Source organism: Janthinobacterium sp. GW823-FHT01H08 (genome assembly GCF_058797855.1).
This window is the reverse complement of sequence record NZ_CM179504.1, coordinates 1840113-1856268: the sequence shown is the minus strand read 5'-3', so window position 1 is coordinate 1856268 and position 16156 is coordinate 1840113. Positions and strand designations below refer to the sequence as shown.

Annotated in this window: 11 protein-coding genes; all 11 read right to left on the bottom strand. The window is 66.6% G+C overall.

The annotated features are described in order from the left end of the window. Positions 1–25 precede the first annotated feature (25 nt). Positions 26–418 carry a RidA family protein gene (locus AC3RCG_RS08270; RefSeq protein ID WP_070224642.1) on the bottom strand — a complete coding sequence of 131 codons (393 nt, stop codon included), beginning with the start codon at positions 416–418 and terminating at the stop codon, positions 26–28. Positions 419–444: 26 nt separating this feature from the next. After that, positions 445–1605: an acyl-CoA dehydrogenase family protein gene (locus AC3RCG_RS08265; protein WP_070224593.1), complete on the bottom strand. Its 1161-nt coding sequence runs from the start codon at positions 1603–1605 to the stop codon at positions 445–447. A gap of 4 nt (positions 1606–1609) precedes the next feature. Beyond that, entirely contained in the window at positions 1610–2464 is an 855-nt protein-coding gene (locus tag AC3RCG_RS08260) for an enoyl-CoA hydratase family protein (RefSeq protein WP_070224594.1), read from the bottom strand. A gap of 2 nt (positions 2465–2466) precedes the next feature. Beyond that, entirely contained in the window at positions 2467–2979 is a 513-nt protein-coding gene (locus AC3RCG_RS08255) for a MarR family winged helix-turn-helix transcriptional regulator (RefSeq protein ID WP_230503964.1), read from the bottom strand. 13 nt (positions 2980–2992) lie between these two features. After that, positions 2993–3775, bottom strand: coding sequence for an SDR family NAD(P)-dependent oxidoreductase (locus AC3RCG_RS08250; RefSeq protein WP_256267280.1), 783 nt, complete (start codon positions 3773–3775; stop codon positions 2993–2995). A 19-nt stretch (positions 3776–3794) separates the two neighbouring features. Then, entirely contained in the window at positions 3795–6170 is a 2376-nt protein-coding gene (locus AC3RCG_RS08245; protein WP_492403625.1) for a bifunctional salicylyl-CoA 5-hydroxylase/oxidoreductase, read from the bottom strand. Next, the gene (locus AC3RCG_RS08240) at positions 6167–7786 is read right to left on the bottom strand and encodes an AMP-binding protein (RefSeq protein ID WP_492403627.1); all 1620 of its coding nucleotides are present in this window, start codon (positions 7784–7786) and stop codon (positions 6167–6169) included. The genes AC3RCG_RS08245 and AC3RCG_RS08240 overlap by 4 nt, the downstream gene beginning before the upstream one ends. 230 nt (positions 7787–8016) lie before the next feature. Next, positions 8017–8724 (bottom strand): response regulator, encoded by a 708-nt coding sequence (locus AC3RCG_RS08235; protein WP_070312085.1) that lies wholly within the window; start codon positions 8722–8724, stop codon positions 8017–8019. Positions 8725–8810: 86 nt separating this feature from the next. Then, on the bottom strand, positions 8811–12974 hold the full coding sequence (locus tag AC3RCG_RS08230) for a hybrid sensor histidine kinase/response regulator (protein ID WP_492403629.1): 4164 nt from the start codon (positions 12972–12974) through the stop codon (positions 8811–8813). 119 nt (positions 12975–13093) lie between these two features. Next, positions 13094–14263: a patatin-like phospholipase family protein gene (locus tag AC3RCG_RS08225; protein WP_070224601.1), complete on the bottom strand. Its 1170-nt coding sequence runs from the start codon at positions 14261–14263 to the stop codon at positions 13094–13096. Between the two features lie 41 nt (positions 14264–14304). Continuing rightward, on the bottom strand, positions 14305–16080 hold the full coding sequence (ggt, locus tag AC3RCG_RS08220; protein ID WP_492403632.1) for a gamma-glutamyltransferase: 1776 nt from the start codon (positions 16078–16080) through the stop codon (positions 14305–14307). Positions 16081–16156 lie beyond the last annotated feature (76 nt).

Below are 16156 nucleotides of genomic sequence, written 5' to 3'. Positions count from 1 at the left end.
AAAATATAATTTTGACAAAAACAATTCATTCAGGCAACACGGCCGTCACTTCGATCTCGACCTTCGCTCTGTCCTCGATGAGTCCCGCCACCTGCACGGCCGTCATGGCTGGAAAATGCTTGCCGATGATTTCCCTGTAGGCAACGCCAATGTGTGGATATGCCGCCACATATTCCTTCTTGTCCAGTACATACCAGGTCATGCGCACGATGTGCTCGGGCAAGGCGCCCGCCTCGGCCAGCACGGCGACGATATTCTGCAAGGCCTGGCGCACCTGTCCCGCAAAATCGTCCGTATGAAACTGGCCCTGCGCATCCCAGCCTATCATGCCGCTGACGTACACCGTGCGTCCGCTGGCGGCAATACCGTTCGCATAGCCGCGCGGTCTTGCCCATCCCGCTGGTTGCAGCACTTGCATCGTGTTCTCCTCGTTGTTCTTGCCGTTCATGCGTTCCCCGCCTCGCGCAGCAGTTCGCGCGCGATGATCAATTGCTGCACTTCGCTGGCGCCCTCGTAGATGCGCAGCGCGCGGATTTCGCGGTACAGGCGCTCGACCGGGTGCCCGCTGACGACGCCCATGCCGCCAAACAGCTGCACGGCCGCGTCGATCACCTGCTGCGCCGTTTCCGTGGCCGTCAGCTTGGCCATCGCGGCCTCCTTCGTCACCTTGCGGCCCTGGTCGCGCTGCCAGGCGGCGCGGTAGGTCAGCAGCGCGGCCGCGTCGATGCCGGTGGCCATCTGCGCCAGTTTCGCCTGCGTCAACTGGAAGTCCGCCAGGGTCTGGCCGAACATCTGGCGCTTTGTCGCGTGGCGCAGCGCCTCGTCGAACGCGCGCCGCGCAAAGCCCAGCGCGGCGGCGGCCACCGACGTGCGGAACACGTCGAGCGTGGCCATCGCCACCTTGAAGCCCTGCCCCGCCTCGCCCAAGCGCTGCGACACGGGCACGCGGCAATTGGCAAAGCGCAGGCGCGCCAGCGGATGCGGCGCGATGACGGCGATGCGCTCGGCGATTTCCAGCCCCGGATTGTCGGCGTCGACGATGAAGGCGCTGATGCCGCGCGCCCCTGGCGCCTCGCCCGTGCGGGCGAACACCACGTAAAAGTCGGCGATGCCGCCGTTCGAGATCCACGTCTTTTCGCCGTCGAGCACATAGTCGTCGCCGTCGCGGCGCGCCGCGCACGCCATGGCCGCCACGTCGGAGCCGGCCTGCGGCTCGGACAGGGCAAAGGCGGCGATACGCTTGCCGCTGGCCACGTCCGGCAGATAGCGCGCCTTGTTCCCGGCGCTGCCGAACAGGCCGATGGCGCCGGAGCCGAGTCCCTGCATGGCGAAGGCGAAATCGGCCAGGCCGTCGTGGCGCGCCAGGGTTTCGCGCATCAGGCAAATGGCGCGCGTGTCGATCTGGCCATCGGTGCCCGTGGCGTAGGTCAGCCAGCCGCCCTGCCCCAGTTGCGCCACCCGCGCGCGGCAAGCCGCATCGACGTCGCCGCCATGCTCGTCGTCCAGGTGCTGCGTCGCCCACGCATCGAGGTCACGCTCAAGTTCCGCATGGCGCGCTTCGAAAAACGGCCAGTCCAGGTAAGTGGTGTCGCGTGTCTTGTTCATCTTCTTAATCGCCCTCGAACTGCGGTTTTTCTTTCGCCACGAAGGCGTGATAGGCGCGATGAAAATCGTTGGTGGCCATGCAGATGGCTTGCGCCTGCGCTTCCGCCTCGATGGCCTCGTCGACGCCCATGTTCCACTCCTGCTGCAGCATTTTTTTCGTCATGCCGTGCGCGAAGGTGGGGCCGCTGGCCAGGCCGGCGGCGAACAGCTGCGCCGCCTCGGCCAGTTCTTCCGGCTCGACCAGGCGGTTAAGCCAGCCCCAGCGTTCGGCCTCGGCTCCGGCCAGGGAGCGCCCCGTGTACAGCAGTTCGGCGGCGCGGCCCTGGCCGATCACGCGCGGCAGCAAGGCGCAGGCACCCATGTCGCAGCCGGCCAGGCCCACGCGGGTAAACAAAAAGGCCGTCTTGCTGCGCGCCGTGCCGATGCGGATATCGGAAGCCAGCGCCAGCATGGCGCCGGCGCCCGCGCATATGCCGTCGATGGCGGCGATGATGGGTTGCGGGCAGGCGCGCATAGCTTTCACCACGTCACCCGTCATGCGGGTAAACGCCAGCAGGCCGGGCATGTCGAGCCGCGTCAGCGGGCCGATGATGTCGTGCACGTCGCCGCCCGAGCAGAAATTGCCGCCGCTGCCCGTGATGACCACGGCCTTGACGTCGTCCGCATGCGCCAGCGCGCGGAACAGCGCGCGCAGCTCCGCATACGAATCGAAGGTGAGCGGATTCTTGCGCTCGGGCCGGTGCAGGGTCAAGGTGGCCACGCCGCCTTCGACGGAAAACAGAAAATGCCGCGCGGCGTAGCCGGTCAGGCTGGCGCGGTTGCCTGGCAGGTCTTGCGGCTGGCCCGGTAGATGGCGCATGGTCAGTCCTTTAGAGGGGTGTTATTCAACTGCTGCTTCATGTGCGACAGCAGGTCGATCAAACGGGTTTTGTCATCGGGCGTCACGCCGTGCAGCAGTTCGGCGATCCAGCCCTCATGCACGCGCGCCATCTCGTCGAAGGCGCGCCGGCCCGCTGGCGTCAGCTTGACGCTGTACGAGCGGCGGTCTTTCGGGTCGACCACGCGCACCACGAGTTTTTCCTGCTCCAGCTGGTCGGTGATGCCCGTGATATTGCCGCCTGTGACCATCATGCGCCTGGACAGTTCGCCCATGCGCAAACCTTCGGGAAAGCGTTCGAGCTGTGCCATCAAGTCGAAGCGGGGCAAGGTGATGCCGAAGGTGGCGCGCAGGCGCGTGCGCACTTCGTTTTCGATTTTCACTGTGCACGAGAGCATGCGCAGCCACAGCTTGAGCGACTGGTGGTGGTCCTGCGTCAGCCGGCTGGCCAGATCCAGCACGGGTTCGTCCTGCACATTTTCGTTTTCTTTGTCCATGATCTTCATTCTGTTACATGACTTCGCCGCCGGCGACGGCGATCGATTGTCCATTCATGGCGGACGACGCGGGCAGGCAAAGCCAGGCCACCGCATCGGCCACTTCGCGCGGCTGCACCAGCCGCTGCTGCGGATTGGCTGCCGCCAGTTCCGCGCGCGCAGCGTCTTCGCCGCGCCCCGTCTTGCGCACGATGTTCTGCACGGCTTGCGCCACCATGTCCGTTTCCGTGTAGCCGGGGCAGACGGCGTTGACGGTGACGCCGCGCGGCGCCGCTTCCAGCGCCAGCGCGCGCGTCAGGCCGATCACGCCATGCTTGGCGGCGACATAGGCGCTGACGTAACGATAGCCTTTCAGGCCCGCCGTCGACGCCACGTTGACGATGCGCCCCCAGCCCGCGTCCAGCATGGCCGGCATGGCCGCCTGGCAGCAGTGGAACACGCCCGTCAGGTTCACGGCCAGCATCTGCTGCCAGATGGCGGCGTCCGTCTTGCCGAATGGCGCAGCATGCGCCTGGCCCGCGTTATTGACCAGGATATCGATGCGGCCGAAATGCGCGGCGGCCTGCGCGAAGCCCGCCTGCACGGACGCTTCCACGCTCACGTCGAGCACGCAGATGGCCACCCGGCCCGAATGGCCCGCCTCTTCCAGCTGCATGCGCGCGCGCGCCAGCCGCGCGCCATCGCGCCCGGCCAGGGTGACCCTGGCGCCCGCGTCCAGCAAGGCGTGTGCGCAGGCCAGGCCGATGCCGCTGCCGGCGCCCGTCACCAGCGCATGTTTTCCTGATAATGCGTCCATCGATGCTTCCTTGTTCATGTCATCCCTCCAGCAGCCGCGCGGCCACCTGTTGCGGGGTGAGAACCGTGTTGGCGGCCGCCAGCTGGCGCTCGCGCTGCAGATTGCGTTCCAGCTGCTGCTGGCCCGGCCGGTACTGTTTCGGCCAGACTGCGCCTGCGCCGCTGTAGCCGATGCGCGCCATTTCCGTCAGGGTCCAGGCCGGGTTGGCCAGGTGCGGACGGCCCACGGCGCACAGATCGGCGCGCCCGGCGGCGATGATGCTGTTGGCGTGGTCGGCTTCGAAAATCGAGCCGACGGCCATGCTGGCAATGCCCGCCTCGTTGCGCACGCGGTCGGCGAACGGCGCCTGGAACATGCGCCCGTACACGGGCCGTTCGAGCTTGCTGACCTGGCCCGAGGAACAGTCGATCAGGTCCGCGCCCGCCTGCTTGAACAGGCGCGCGATGACGACCGCATCGTCGGGCGTGATGCCGCCTTCGACCCAGTCGTGGGCCGAGATGCGCACGCTCATCGGTTTATCCTGCGGCCACGCCGCGCGCATGGCGCGGAACACGCGCAAGGGATAACGGCAGCGGTTTTCCAGGCTGCCGCCATATTCGTCGGTGCGGCGGTTGGTCAGCGGCGAAATAAAACTCGACAGCAGATAACCGTGCGCGCAATGCAGTTCCAGCCAGTCGAAACCGGCGACGGCGGCGGCCAGCGTGGCGCGCACGAAGTCCTGTTCGATGCGCGCCAGGTCGTTTTCCGTGGCCGCGCGCGCCGTTTGCGACACGCCGGCCAGGTATTGCTGCTCCGAGGCCGAGACCAGCGGCCAGTTGCCCTCCCTGAGCGGCTGGTCGATGCCGTCCCACATGGGCCGCGTCGAGCCTTTCGCGCCCGCGTGGCCCAGCTGCAGGGCGATCTTCGCATCACTGTTCGCGTGCACGAAATCGACGATGCGCCGCCACGCCTGCGTGTGCGCTTCGCTGTACATGCCGGGGCAGGCGGGCGTGATGCGCGCATCGGCCGACACGCACGTCATCTCGGCAAACACGAGGCCGGCGCCGCCCATGGCGCGCGCGCCCAGGTGCATCAGGTGGTAGTCGCCCGCCACGCCGTCGACGGCGCTGTACTGCGCCATCGGCGAGACGGCGATACGGTTTTTCAGCAGCACGCCGCGCAGCCGGAAAGGCGTGAGCATGGGCGGCAAGGCCGGATCCAGCATGTCCACGCCGGCCTGCTCGCCCGCGCGCCGCGCCAGCCACGATTCATAGCCGGCCACGTAGGCGGGATCGCGCAGGCGCAGGTTTTCGTGCGAGATGCGCTGGCTGCGCGTGAGCATCGAATAGGCGAACTGCGGCGCTTCCATGGCGCTGTAGCGCTCGACGTTTTCAAACCACTCCATGGAATTGCGCGCCGCGCTCTGGATCTTCAGCACCTCGATGGCGCGCAGCTGCTGGTAGGCGGCCAGCGCCTCGGTCGTCCCGGCATGCTGGCCGAAGCAGCGCGCCAGCTCGATCGCGTCTTCCAGCGCCAGCTTGGTGCCGGAGCCGATCGAATAATGCGCTGTGTGGGCCGCGTCGCCCATCAGCACGACGGGCACGCCGTCCTGCCGGTGCACCCATTGCCGGCAGACGATGCGCGGGAAGGTGATCCACTGCGCCGAGCCGCGCAAGTGCGGCGAATTGCTCAGTAAACCGTGGCCATCGAGTTCCTCGGCGAACAGCGCTTCGCAAAAGGCGATGCCCTCTTCCTGGCTCATGGCGTCCAGTCCCGCCGCGCGCCACACGTGTTCGGGCGTTTCGACGATGAAGGTCGAGGTCTCGCCATCGTATTGATAAATATGCGCCTGGAACCAGCCGAATTCCGTCTGGCGGAAGGCAAACGTGAAGGCCTCGAATTTCTTGCGCGTGCCCAACCAGACGAAGCGGCAATGGCGCTGGTCGATCTCGGGCTGGTAGCTGGCCGCATAGCGCGTGCGGATGCGGCTGTTCAAGCCGTCGCTGGCGAGCACCAGGTCGGCGCCGTACTGCTTCGCGATGGCCTGGTCGTCCAGCACTTCCGTCTCGAATACCAGCTGCACGCCGAGCTCCTCGCAGCGCGCCTGCAGGATATTGAGCAGGCGCTTGCGGCCGATGCCGCAAAAGCCATGGCCGCCGGAGCGCACGGTCTCGCCCTTGAAGTGGATCTCGATATCGTCCCAGTGGTTGAACGCCTGCAGGATGGCGCGCGCCGTCGGCTCGTCCGCATTGGCCAGGTTGCCCAGGGTCTGGTCGGAAAACACCACGCCCCAGCCAAACGTGTCGTACGGGCGGTTGCGCTCGATGACGGTGATACGGTGATCCGGGTTCTGCTTTTTCATGAGCAGGCTGAAATACAGGCCGGCGGGGCCGCCGCCGATGCAGACGATATTCATGGGGTGTCCGTGCGAAGTTTGAAGCGCTGCAGCTTGCCCGTTTCCGTGCGCGGCAGCGCAGGCAGGAAACGAATGGCGCGCGGGTATTTATACGGGGCGATCTGCTGGCGCACGAAGTCCTGCAATTCGGCCGCCAGCACGTCGCTGGGCTGACAGCCATCCTTGAGCACCACGTGCGCCTCGACGATCTGGCCACGCTCGGCATCGGCGCGCCCGACCACGCCGCATTCGGCCACGGCAGGGTGGCGCAGCAGCGCCTCTTCCACTTCCGGGCCGGCGATGTTGTAGCCGGCCGAGACGATCATGTCGTCGCTGCGCGAGCGGTAATAGAAATAGCCGTCGGCATCCATCTCGAAGGTGTCGCCCGTCAGGTTCCAGCCGTTCTGCACGTACTCGCGCTGGCGCGGGTCGGACAGGTAGCGGCAGCCGGTGGGGCCTTTCACGGCCAGGCGGCCCGTCACGCCGGGCGGCTGCGGCACGCCCGCATCGTCAACGATGCATGCCTGGTAGCCGGGAATGGCCTTGCCGATGGCGCCGCGGCGGATGCCCTCGCCCGTGGCGGAAATGAAGATGTGCAGCATTTCAGTGGCGCCGATGCCGTCCGTCATGGCCAGTCCCGTCGCCGCCTGCCAGGCGTCGCGCGTGGCCAGCGGCAGCGCCTCGCCTGCCGACACGCACAAGCGCAGGCTGCTCAAATCGTGGCCGGCCGCCAGGGGCGCCATCTGGCGGTAAAAAGTCGGCGCCGTGAAGCAGATCGTGGCCTGATAGGCAGCGACGGCGCGCAGCAGGCCGTCGGGCGTGAGTTTTTCCAGCAGAACGGTGGCCGCGCCAAAACGCAGGGGAAACAGCAGCAAGCCGCCCAGACCAAAAGTAAAAGCCAGCGGCGGCGTGCCGATGAAGATATCGTCGGCGCGCACCTGCAGCATGGAACGGGGAAAGCAGTCGCAGATGGCCAGCAGGTCGCGCTGCATGTGCATGGTGCCCTTGGGGACGCCCGTGGTGCCCGAAGTAAAGCTGATCAGGCAGACGTCGTCGGCCGCCGTGTCGTGCGCGGGAAATGGCGCATCGTGGGCCGCCATGCGCCGTTCCAGTTCCGCATCGGCGGCGCCAAAGCACAGCATGGCCGGCAAGTCTGGCAAGCCGTCGAGCTCCCCGCGCAAGCCCTGCGCGCACAGCACGGCGTTCACTTCCGCCCTGGCCAGGATGGTGGACAGTTCGCGCGCGCGCAGCAGCGGCATGGTGGGCACGGCGATGCAGCCGGCCTTCAGCACGGCCAGCAGGCAGGCGGCCATCATCGGGGTATTCGCGCCGCGCAGCAGCACGCGATTGCCGGGGATCAGGCCCAGGTCGGCGCGCAATACGTGGGCGATGCGGTCGACTTGCCGCGCCAGATCGGCGTAGCTCCAGCGCTGGCCGTCGGCAAGGATGGCGGTGCGCTCGCCGCCGCCGTTGGCCACGGCCGCATCGAGCAGCGCGGCGACGCAATTGAGACGCGGCGGATACTGCAGCTCGGGCAAATCAAGGCACAGCTGCGGCCAGAGTGCGCGCGGCGGCAGGTGCGCGCGCGCAAAGTCGTCCTGGGGAGATGCGGTGGTAGGCGAAGGGTCGCTGCTCATGCTCATCCTGGCTGGTGACGGGCGCGTGCACAAGGCCCGGAAGCAGATACTTTAAACCTAAAGTATTTTTCCAGCAAGCAGAAACAGCAATTTCAACACACCTAACAAAACCGTAGCGAGCGGATGGGAGGCTCGGCGCCCCCGTTGACCCGAGAAGCGGAGCTGTGCGGATGCACAGTGAGCATCGGAAGCCGCAAATCACGACGCGCAGTAGGTTTTGTTATGGTGTATCAGTCGGCGCCGTCCTGGCGCAGCAAACGCGCCTGCTGCGCCGCGCTGCGCGCCAGCGCGGCCAGGGCCGCCTGTATCTGCTCGCCATCGAGCACGGCCGACTGCAGCAAGGCGCTCATGCCGGCTTCCGCACCATGCAAGCCCAGGGTGCGGCAACCGAGGTGCAGCCGTTCGAGCTGCTGGCGCGCCTGGGCCGGTTCGCCGCGCGCCAGCAAGGCGTCGACCTGTTCGCTGGCGGCGACTATCTGCCCCTGGAAGCCCGTCAAGTAGGCCAGCAGGCGTTCGCCGTCGATGCCCAGCCGCTGCAAGGTGTCGCGCGGCGCTTCGGCCGGCAAGGCGCAGACGTCGAAGCAGGCGTCGATATGCTGGCGCACCTGCTCCGGCTGAAAGGGCTTGACGATGTAGCCGGCGGCGCCGGCCTGCACGGCGTCGCGCACCGTGTCGTGGTCATTGGCCGACGAGACCAGCACCAGCGGCATGGCGTCGAGCGCGCTGTCGGAGCGGATTTTCTGCAGCAGCTCCATGCCTGACAGGCGCGGCATGCGCAAGTCGCAAAAGCACAGCGCGGGGCGCAAGCCGCCTTCGAGCTGCTCCCACGCCGCCGCGCCATCTTCGGCTTCCACGATATCGTGCACGCCGCAGCTGTCGATCAGATGCATCAATACCATGCGCGACACGACATCGTCGTCAACCACCAGTACTTTCATTGCTTTCTCCATTGGCGGCAGCGTCAGAGTGCCTGGCCGCATTCTACCCAGTTTCGCCGCGCGCTCCACGGCAGGAATTGCCTATTTTACATTTCCTTGCCCGAAACGGCTATTTGCGTCAACAGTGCGCGCAATTGCGGCAAATGCAGGGCCACCTGCGTCCAGCGCCCGCCATCGGCCGCCTCCTCCATTTCCGTGCACAGCATGTGCAGCTGCGTTTCGTCGAGATAGGCGGCGCTGCCCTTCAATCCGTGCAACAGGCGCCCGGCGTTGTCCTGGTCCTGCGCCGCCAGGGCATCGTCGAGTTCGCGCAGGCGCCCTTCCAGGTCGGCGACAAAGGCGACGCGGATGCGCCGCTGCAGTTCGCCACTGCGGATGGATTGGGCGGACGCCGCCGCCGGGATGGCCGGCGCGACGCCGAACAGGGCGTCGAGTTCCGCCTGCCCCCGCGCGCTAGCGCGCGGCGCGTTCGATGGCATGCGCGGCAACATGAAACCGCGCTGCAGCTGGCGCTCGATGGCGCGCGCCAGCAAGCCATGCAGCGCCGCCTCGTCCACCGGTTTGCTGAGGAAATCATCCATGCCGACGCCCAAGTAGCGGCTGCGGTCCTCTTCGCTGGCGTTCGCCGTCAGGGCCACGATCATCAGTTCCTGGTCGCGCACGGGCTGGTCCGGCCAGCCGCCCACGCGGATCAGACGCGTCGCCGTGGCGCCGTCCATCTCCGGCATGCGCCCGTCCATCAGGATCAGGTCATAGCGCGTATGCACGCAGGCCGCCACGGCCAGCACGCCGTTGGCGACCACGTCGACCCGGTGCCCCAGTTCTTCGAGCATGACGCGGATGATGATCTGGTTGGTGGGGAAATCTTCCGCGCACAGCACGCGCAACTGGTGGCTGTGCGGCGCCAGCGCCACCTGCGGCACCAGCGGCGGTGCCACGCCATCGGCCAGCGGCAGGGTGAAAGCAAACGTGCTGCCCTGCCCCGGCGTGCTGGCCACCTCGATCTCGCCGTCCATCAGTTCGACCAGCTGGCGGCAGATCGCCAGACCCAGCCCCGTGCCGCCGTAGCGCCGCGTGGTGCTGGCATCGGCCTGCTCGAACTTCTGGAACAGGCGCGCCATCGCGTCCGCATCGATGCCGATGCCGCTGTCGCTGACGCTAAAGCGGATCAGGTTGACACGGCGTCCGCCGCTGCCGCTGGCCACGCCGGCCCGCTCGACGCACACGCTGACGCCGCCGCGCTGGGTGAACTTGAAGGCATTGCCGACCAGGTTGACCAGCACCTGGCGCAAGCGGGTCGGATCGCCCACCACGAAGGGCGGCAGGTCCGGCGCGAAATCGATGGAGAAACCGATGCTGCGCGCGGCCGCCTGCTCTTCGAACAGGGTGACGACCGTCTCGATGGCCGCGCCGAGCGCGAAATCGATGTTTTCGATACTCAGCTTGCCCGCCTCGATCTTGGAAAAATCGAGCAAATCATTGATGATCACCAGCAGCGATTGGGCATTGGCCTGGCCGCGCAGGATCTGCTCGCGCGTGGCGTCGTGCAGCTGCTCGTCGCGCAGGGCAAAGCCCAGCATGCCGATCACGCCGGCCAGCGGGGTGCGCATCTCGTGGCTCATATTGGCCAAAAATTCCGACTTCTGGCGCGTCGCATCCTCGGCCTTGCGCTTGGCCTGGCGCAGGCTTTCCTCGTTTTTCGTCAGGCTGCTGTTGACTTGCGCCAGCTTTTCCGACTGGGCCAGCACCTCGATTTCCTTGCTCTGCAACTCGGCCGTGCGTTCGCCGACCAGTTTTTCCAACTCGTTCTGCTGGCGCCGCAGCGCGCGCACGCGCTGCCGGTACGCGCCATACACGGCGCCCAGCAGCAGCAGCGCCATCAGGGTGCGGAACCACCAGGTCTTCCAGAACGGCGGCAAAATCGTGATGGCCAGCGTGGCGCCGCTCTCGTTCCACACGCCGTCCTTGTTGGCCGCCTTGACGCGAAACACATAGTTGCCCGCGTCGAGGTTGGTGTAGGTGGCAAAGCGCCGCCCCGCATCCGTCATGACCCAGTCCTGGTCGAAGCCTTCGAGCCGGTAGGCGAACATATTGCGCTGGGGCGCGGCGAAATGCAGGGCCGCGAATTCCAGCGAAAAAACGCTTTCACGGCTGGTCAGCACCAGCTCGCGCGTATGGTCGATGGCCTTCTTGAGCACATGCGCGAACTCGCCGCGGCCGATGGCCACCGGCTTGTTGAAGATCTGCAGTTCCGTGACGGCCACCAGCGGCGGCACGCGGTTGTCGTGGATATCCTGCGGCATGAACGCCGTCATGCCGTTGAAGCCGCCGAAATACATGGTGCCGTCCGACGCGCGCAGGGCAGCACCGTCAAAGTACGAGCCTTCCACCGTGCCATCGGCGCTGTCGTAGTTGCGAAACAGGCCGCTGCGCATGTCGAGCCGCGTGATGCCGCTGTTCGTGCTCAGCCACAGCTGTTCGTTGTCGTCGCCGAGGATGCTGGCGACGGCGTCATCGGCCATGCCATCCTTGCGCAGGAAGCGCCGGAAGCGGATCCCGCCCTTGGCGTCGACGTCCATGCGGTTCAAGCCATTGGCCGTGCCCACCCACAGCACGCCGCGCTTGTCTTCGTGCAGGAAATGCACTTCATCGTGGCTCAGGCTCTGCGGGTTTTGCGGATCGTGGCGGAAATGGCGGAAGCGGCCGCTGGCGCGGTCCAGCAAGTCCAGGCCGTGAAAGGAGCCTATCCACAACCGCCCCTTGCCGTCTTCCAGCACGGGCCGCACCATGTTGTCGGACAGGCTGTTCGGATCGGCCGGGTCGTGGCGGTAAGTGGTAAAACGCTTGCTGGCCGGGTCGAAACGGTGCACGCCGCCCCGCGTCGACACCCACAGCATGCCGCTGCGGTCGCTCACGACATTGCGGATGGTGTCGCTGTTCGGGTCGCCGGCGGCAAAGCGCATGGTAAAAAAACGCCCCAGTGCCGGATCGAAGCGGTGCAAGCCCGTCGAGCCGCCCACCCACAATACGCCGTCCGGCGCCTTGTACAGGGTCGTGACCTGCTCGTCGCGCGACATGCCGGGTGCGCTGCGCAGGTCGAACAGGCGCGAGCTGCCGTCGCGCGTGTCGTACAGTTTCAGGCCGCCCTTGGTGGCCAGCCACAGCTTGCCATTGCCCGCGTCGGCCACGGCGCGCACTTTCTTGTCCGCCAGCGCGCCCACGTCGCCGGGCGCGCGCGCCATGCGCGCAAAGCCGCCGCTGCCCAGGTCGACCCGGCTCACGCCGTTGTACCAGGAACCGACCCAGAAGGTGCCGGCGCGGTCGCGGTAGAGCGACGACAGCTGGTTGTCGGCGACGCTGAACTTGTCGCCCGTCTGGTGCCGGTACTGCAGGAAGGTGTCGCTGTCGGGCAGCCAGCGGAACAGGCCATCGGCATTGCTGCCCAGCCAGACGGTGGCGTCGACATCCTGGTACAGGCTGGCCACGCGGATGGCGGAAAAGCCATGTTTCTCGCCGAAGCGCACTCTTGCCTGCGGCGGCTGGCCGGCGCCACCCAGACGCCAGCGCTCGGCGCCGGCCATGGTGCCGATCCACAGGTTCTGCTGGCGGTCGACCAGCAGCGACTGGATCACGTTGTACTTCGAGCCGGGCGTCGCATCGACGGCGAAATGCTCGAAGCGCTCGCTGCCCGGCGCCAGCATGTCCAGGCCCGTTACCGTGCCGATCCACAGGCGCTGTTGCGCGTCCAGCGCCAGCGCCTTGATTTCATTGTCGCCCAGGCTGTGCGGGTTGCCTTCTTCATGGTGCCAGGTGCGGAAGGCGCCGGTGGCGGGGTCGAAATGCTGCAAGCCGTCCGAGGTGGCGATCCAGAAGCCGCGCGCGCCATCGTCGAGGATGGCGTGGATATGCCGGTTGCCGTTGCCGCGCTTGCTCTTTTCGCCGGGACCATAATGGATGAAGGTCTGGCTGGCGGCGTCGAAGCGGTCCAGCCCATTGTCGGTGCCCACCCACAGCTGGCCCTGGCTATCGACATGCAGCTCGCCGACCCAGTTGTCGGCCAGGCTGGTCTTGTCGCCCTCGATATTCTTGTAGACGACCATGCGGTAGCCGTCGTAGCGGCTCAGGCCGGACTGGCTGCCGAACCACATATAGCCCTGCCGGTCCTGGGCGATGGCCAGCACCGATTCCTGCGCCAGGCCCTGGTCGACGCTGAGCTGGTCGAAACGCAGGGTGGGCGCAGGCGCCGCCATGGCCCAGCCGCCCAGCAGTAAAATTAACAGTGAGGCAACATCGCAAACACGTCGAAATACCAGCACAATCGTCCTGTCAAAAAAAACGCGAAACTCCGGCAACTGTTCCGGGGGCCGTCTCAAGAACCAAAAAACGCCAGTACATCGTCCTTGCGGGCCTGCGTATCGCGCTGTCCAAGACGGATCAGCTCGTTAGTATACGTCGATTCGAACAATAAATACGATGCCAGCGCCGCGCCGCGCGCTTCGGCCGCGCCGATGCCCGACAACATGGTGCGGATGGGACGCGGCAAACTGCCGATATGCCGGCTGGCGATGGCGTCGAGCCGCTCGGACGGCGCGATGACCAGCAATTCCACCGGCCGCAAGGCCGTCTTGCCCAGCAGCTCGGGCGGCAGCATCGACAAGGTCAGGTTGATGCGGTTCAGACGCTCGATGTCGACGGCCAGGCCATCGAGGAAGATCGACGACAGCGCGTGGCCGGCGATCTGCGCCAGGCTCGGGTAGCGCGCCGCTTCCGACGCGGCCGGTGCCGGTTCCGTCATGCGCCCCGCCCCAACCACCAGCACTTTGTTCGCGCCCAGGTGGATGGCCGGCGAGATCGGTGCCAGCTGGCGCATGGAACCGTCGCCGCAGTATTCGCGCTGGCCGCCCACGTACAGGGGCACGGCGGGAAAGATAAAAGGGATGGCGGCCGAAGCGAGCAAGTGCTCCACGCCGATCTGGTCGGGCAAGGCCAGGCGCTGCGTGCGCACCCAGGGCGCGATATCGCCGGCCGTCTGGTAAAACGTCATGTGGCGGCTGCCCGAATACGACGACGCCGTCACGGCCAGCGCATGCAGCAAGCCGTCGGCCAGGGCCGCGTCCAGGCGCGGCAGGTCGAGCATGCGGTGCAGCAGGCTGACCAGCGGGGTATTGTCGAGCAGGGAATTGGGCGGCGACGCATGCCACTGGCGCAGCAGCCAGCCGAACGACAGCAAGGACAACCAGCGCGCGCCCGAGCGGATCACGCCCAGCGAATCGGCCCGATACACTTGCTCGACTTCGATGTGCTGCCACACGTCGAGCAGCTTTTGCACGCCTTCGCCGAAGTTATCGGCGCGGCAAGCCAGCGCCGTGGCGTTGATGGCGCCGGCCGAGGTGCCGCAGATGATGTCGAACGGGTTGCGCGCCGGCGCCCAGCCCGCTTCCCACAGAATCGCCGAAATCGCCTGCAGCACGCCCACCTGATAGGCGGCACGGGCGCCCCCTCCCGTGAGTATCAAGCCTGTTTTATTTTGCATTCCCATGCCGGCAGATTAGCAGGGTCTTGATACTTTGTGGAAAAGTTTCAATCTCCCTTGACCATGCCTTCACGACGCGGATCGGCGCCGCCAAACCAGAAATCCTTGCCATGCGCGTTCAGCCGCATGATGCCCTGCAAGCCGGAATTCTGCTCAATCACGCGCACCTCGTGGCCCATCGCCTGCAGCGCCTCGACCTGGGCGGCCGGCGCGCGGCCCTTTTCCAGTTCCGTCGGACCGTTGCGGCTGCCGAAGTTGGGCAGGCTGATGGCCTGCTGCACGTTCAAGCCCCAGTCCATGGTGCCGACCAGGACCTTGGCCACATAATTGATGATGGACGAACCGCCCGGGGAACCCGTGGCCAGCACCAGCTTGTGCGTGCCCTTCTCGAACACGAGGGTGGGCGACATGGCGCTGCGCGGACGCTTGCCCGCCTCGACCCGGTTGGCGATGGGACCGTCGGCATCGCGCGAATCGAACGAGAAATCCGTCAGCTGGTTGTTCAGCAAAAAGCCGTCGACCATCTGGCGCGAGCCGAACGCGTCTTCCACACTGGTGGTCATCGACAGGCCGCCCCCAAAAGCATCGACGGCCACCAGGTGCGACGTCGACGGGCGCTGCAGGGCGTTGTCCATGCCCCACGCCACCTGCATGCCGGGCGGCGTGCCGGGCAAGGCTTTACCCATGGATTTTTCGCCGATCAGGGCGGCGCGCTGCGCCAGATAGGTTTTATCGAGCATCGAAGCGACGCCCTTGCCCGGCAGCGGCACGAAGTCCGTGTCGGCCACGTAGCGGTTGCGGTCCGCGTAGGCCAGGCGCCCCGCTTCCGAGAACAGGTGGATCGCCTGCGCATCGGGCACGCCGTCAACGGGCGCATATGGGCGGATGTCCTTCACTTCCAGGATGCCCAGCATCTGCGCGATGGCGATGCCGCCCGACGATGGCGGCGGCATGCCGCACACGGTCCAGGCCTTGTAATCGCTGCAGACGGGCTCGCGCACCTTGGCCTTGTAGCCGGCGATATCCTGCGCCGTCAGCTTGCCCGGATTGGTCGGGTGCGACGCCACCTTGGCGGCGATGTCGCGCGCGATGCGGCCCTGGTAAAAGGCGTCGGCGCCGCCGCGGGCGATCTCGCGCAAGGTGCGCGCCAGCTGCGGATTTTTCAGCACGTGGCCGACGGGCCAGGCCTTGCCCTCGCCGTCATAAAAATACGCGGCGGCGACAGGGTCGCGCTTCAGGGCCTGGTCCCAGGTCAACAGGCCGTTGAGGCGCTGGCTGACGGGAAAGCCGCCGTGCGCGAGGCGGATGGCGGGGCCGAACAGGGTCGCCCACGGCAGCTTGCCATGCTCCTTGTGTGCCAGCTCCAGCATGCGCAGCACGCCCGGCGCACCCACGGAGCGCCCGCCCACCACGCCCGTGGCGCGCGAGACGGGGCTGCCGTCGGCATTCTGGAACAGGTGTTCGTCCGCCGCGGCCGGCGCCGTTTCGCGCCCGTCGAAGGCCTGCACGCCCTTGGCCGTGGAGTACAGCAGGAAGGCGCCGCCGCCGATGCCCGACGATTGCGGCTCGACCAGGGTGAGCACCAGCTGCGTGGCGATGGCCGCGTCGATGGCGCTGCCGCCCTTTTTCAGCATCTGATAGCCGGCATCGGCGGCCAGCGGATTGGCGGCGGCGACCATGAATTTCTGCGCCGCCCAGCCACTTTTTTCCGCATACGCGGTGGCGATTTCCGGTGCCTTTTGCGGCACTTCGGCAAATACGGGACTGGCGGCCAACGCCCCCAGCAAGGTCAGGCTCAGCGCCAGCGGCTTCAATGCGATCATGGATTCTCCGATAAAAAAAGGGCGCACAGCCAGGCAAGGCTGTACGCCCCATACGGGGGTATCCTACATCAAATCA

What these genes read in the sequence shown, in the direction of transcription:
- AC3RCG_RS08270 (WP_070224642.1), bottom strand. Translation starts at nt 418, where the DNA reads ATGCAAGTGCTGCAACCAGCGGGATGGGCAAGACCGCGCGGCTATGCG.
- AC3RCG_RS08265 (WP_070224593.1), bottom strand. Translation starts at nt 1,605, where the DNA reads ATGAACAAGACACGCGACACCACTTACCTGGACTGGCCGTTTTTCGAA.
- AC3RCG_RS08260 (WP_070224594.1), bottom strand. Translation starts at nt 2,464, where the DNA reads ATGCGCCATCTACCGGGCCAGCCGCAAGACCTGCCAGGCAACCGCGCC.
- AC3RCG_RS08255 (WP_230503964.1), bottom strand. Translation starts at nt 2,979, where the DNA reads ATGGACAAAGAAAACGAAAATGTGCAGGACGAACCCGTGCTGGATCTG.
- AC3RCG_RS08250 (WP_256267280.1), bottom strand. Translation starts at nt 3,775, where the DNA reads ATGGACGCATTATCAGGAAAACATGCGCTGGTGACGGGCGCCGGCAGC.
- AC3RCG_RS08245 (WP_492403625.1), bottom strand. Translation starts at nt 6,170, where the DNA reads ATGAATATCGTCTGCATCGGCGGCGGCCCCGCCGGCCTGTATTTCAGC.
- AC3RCG_RS08240 (WP_492403627.1), bottom strand. Translation starts at nt 7,786, where the DNA reads ATGAGCAGCGACCCTTCGCCTACCACCGCATCTCCCCAGGACGACTTT.
- AC3RCG_RS08235 (WP_070312085.1), bottom strand. Translation starts at nt 8,724, where the DNA reads ATGAAAGTACTGGTGGTTGACGACGATGTCGTGTCGCGCATGGTATTG.
- AC3RCG_RS08230 (WP_492403629.1), bottom strand. Translation starts at nt 12,974, where the DNA reads ATGGCGGCGCCTGCGCCCACCCTGCGTTTCGACCAGCTCAGCGTCGAC.
- AC3RCG_RS08225 (WP_070224601.1), bottom strand. Translation starts at nt 14,263, where the DNA reads ATGGGAATGCAAAATAAAACAGGCTTGATACTCACGGGAGGGGGCGCC.
- ggt (WP_492403632.1), bottom strand. Translation starts at nt 16,080, where the DNA reads ATGATCGCATTGAAGCCGCTGGCGCTGAGCCTGACCTTGCTGGGGGCG.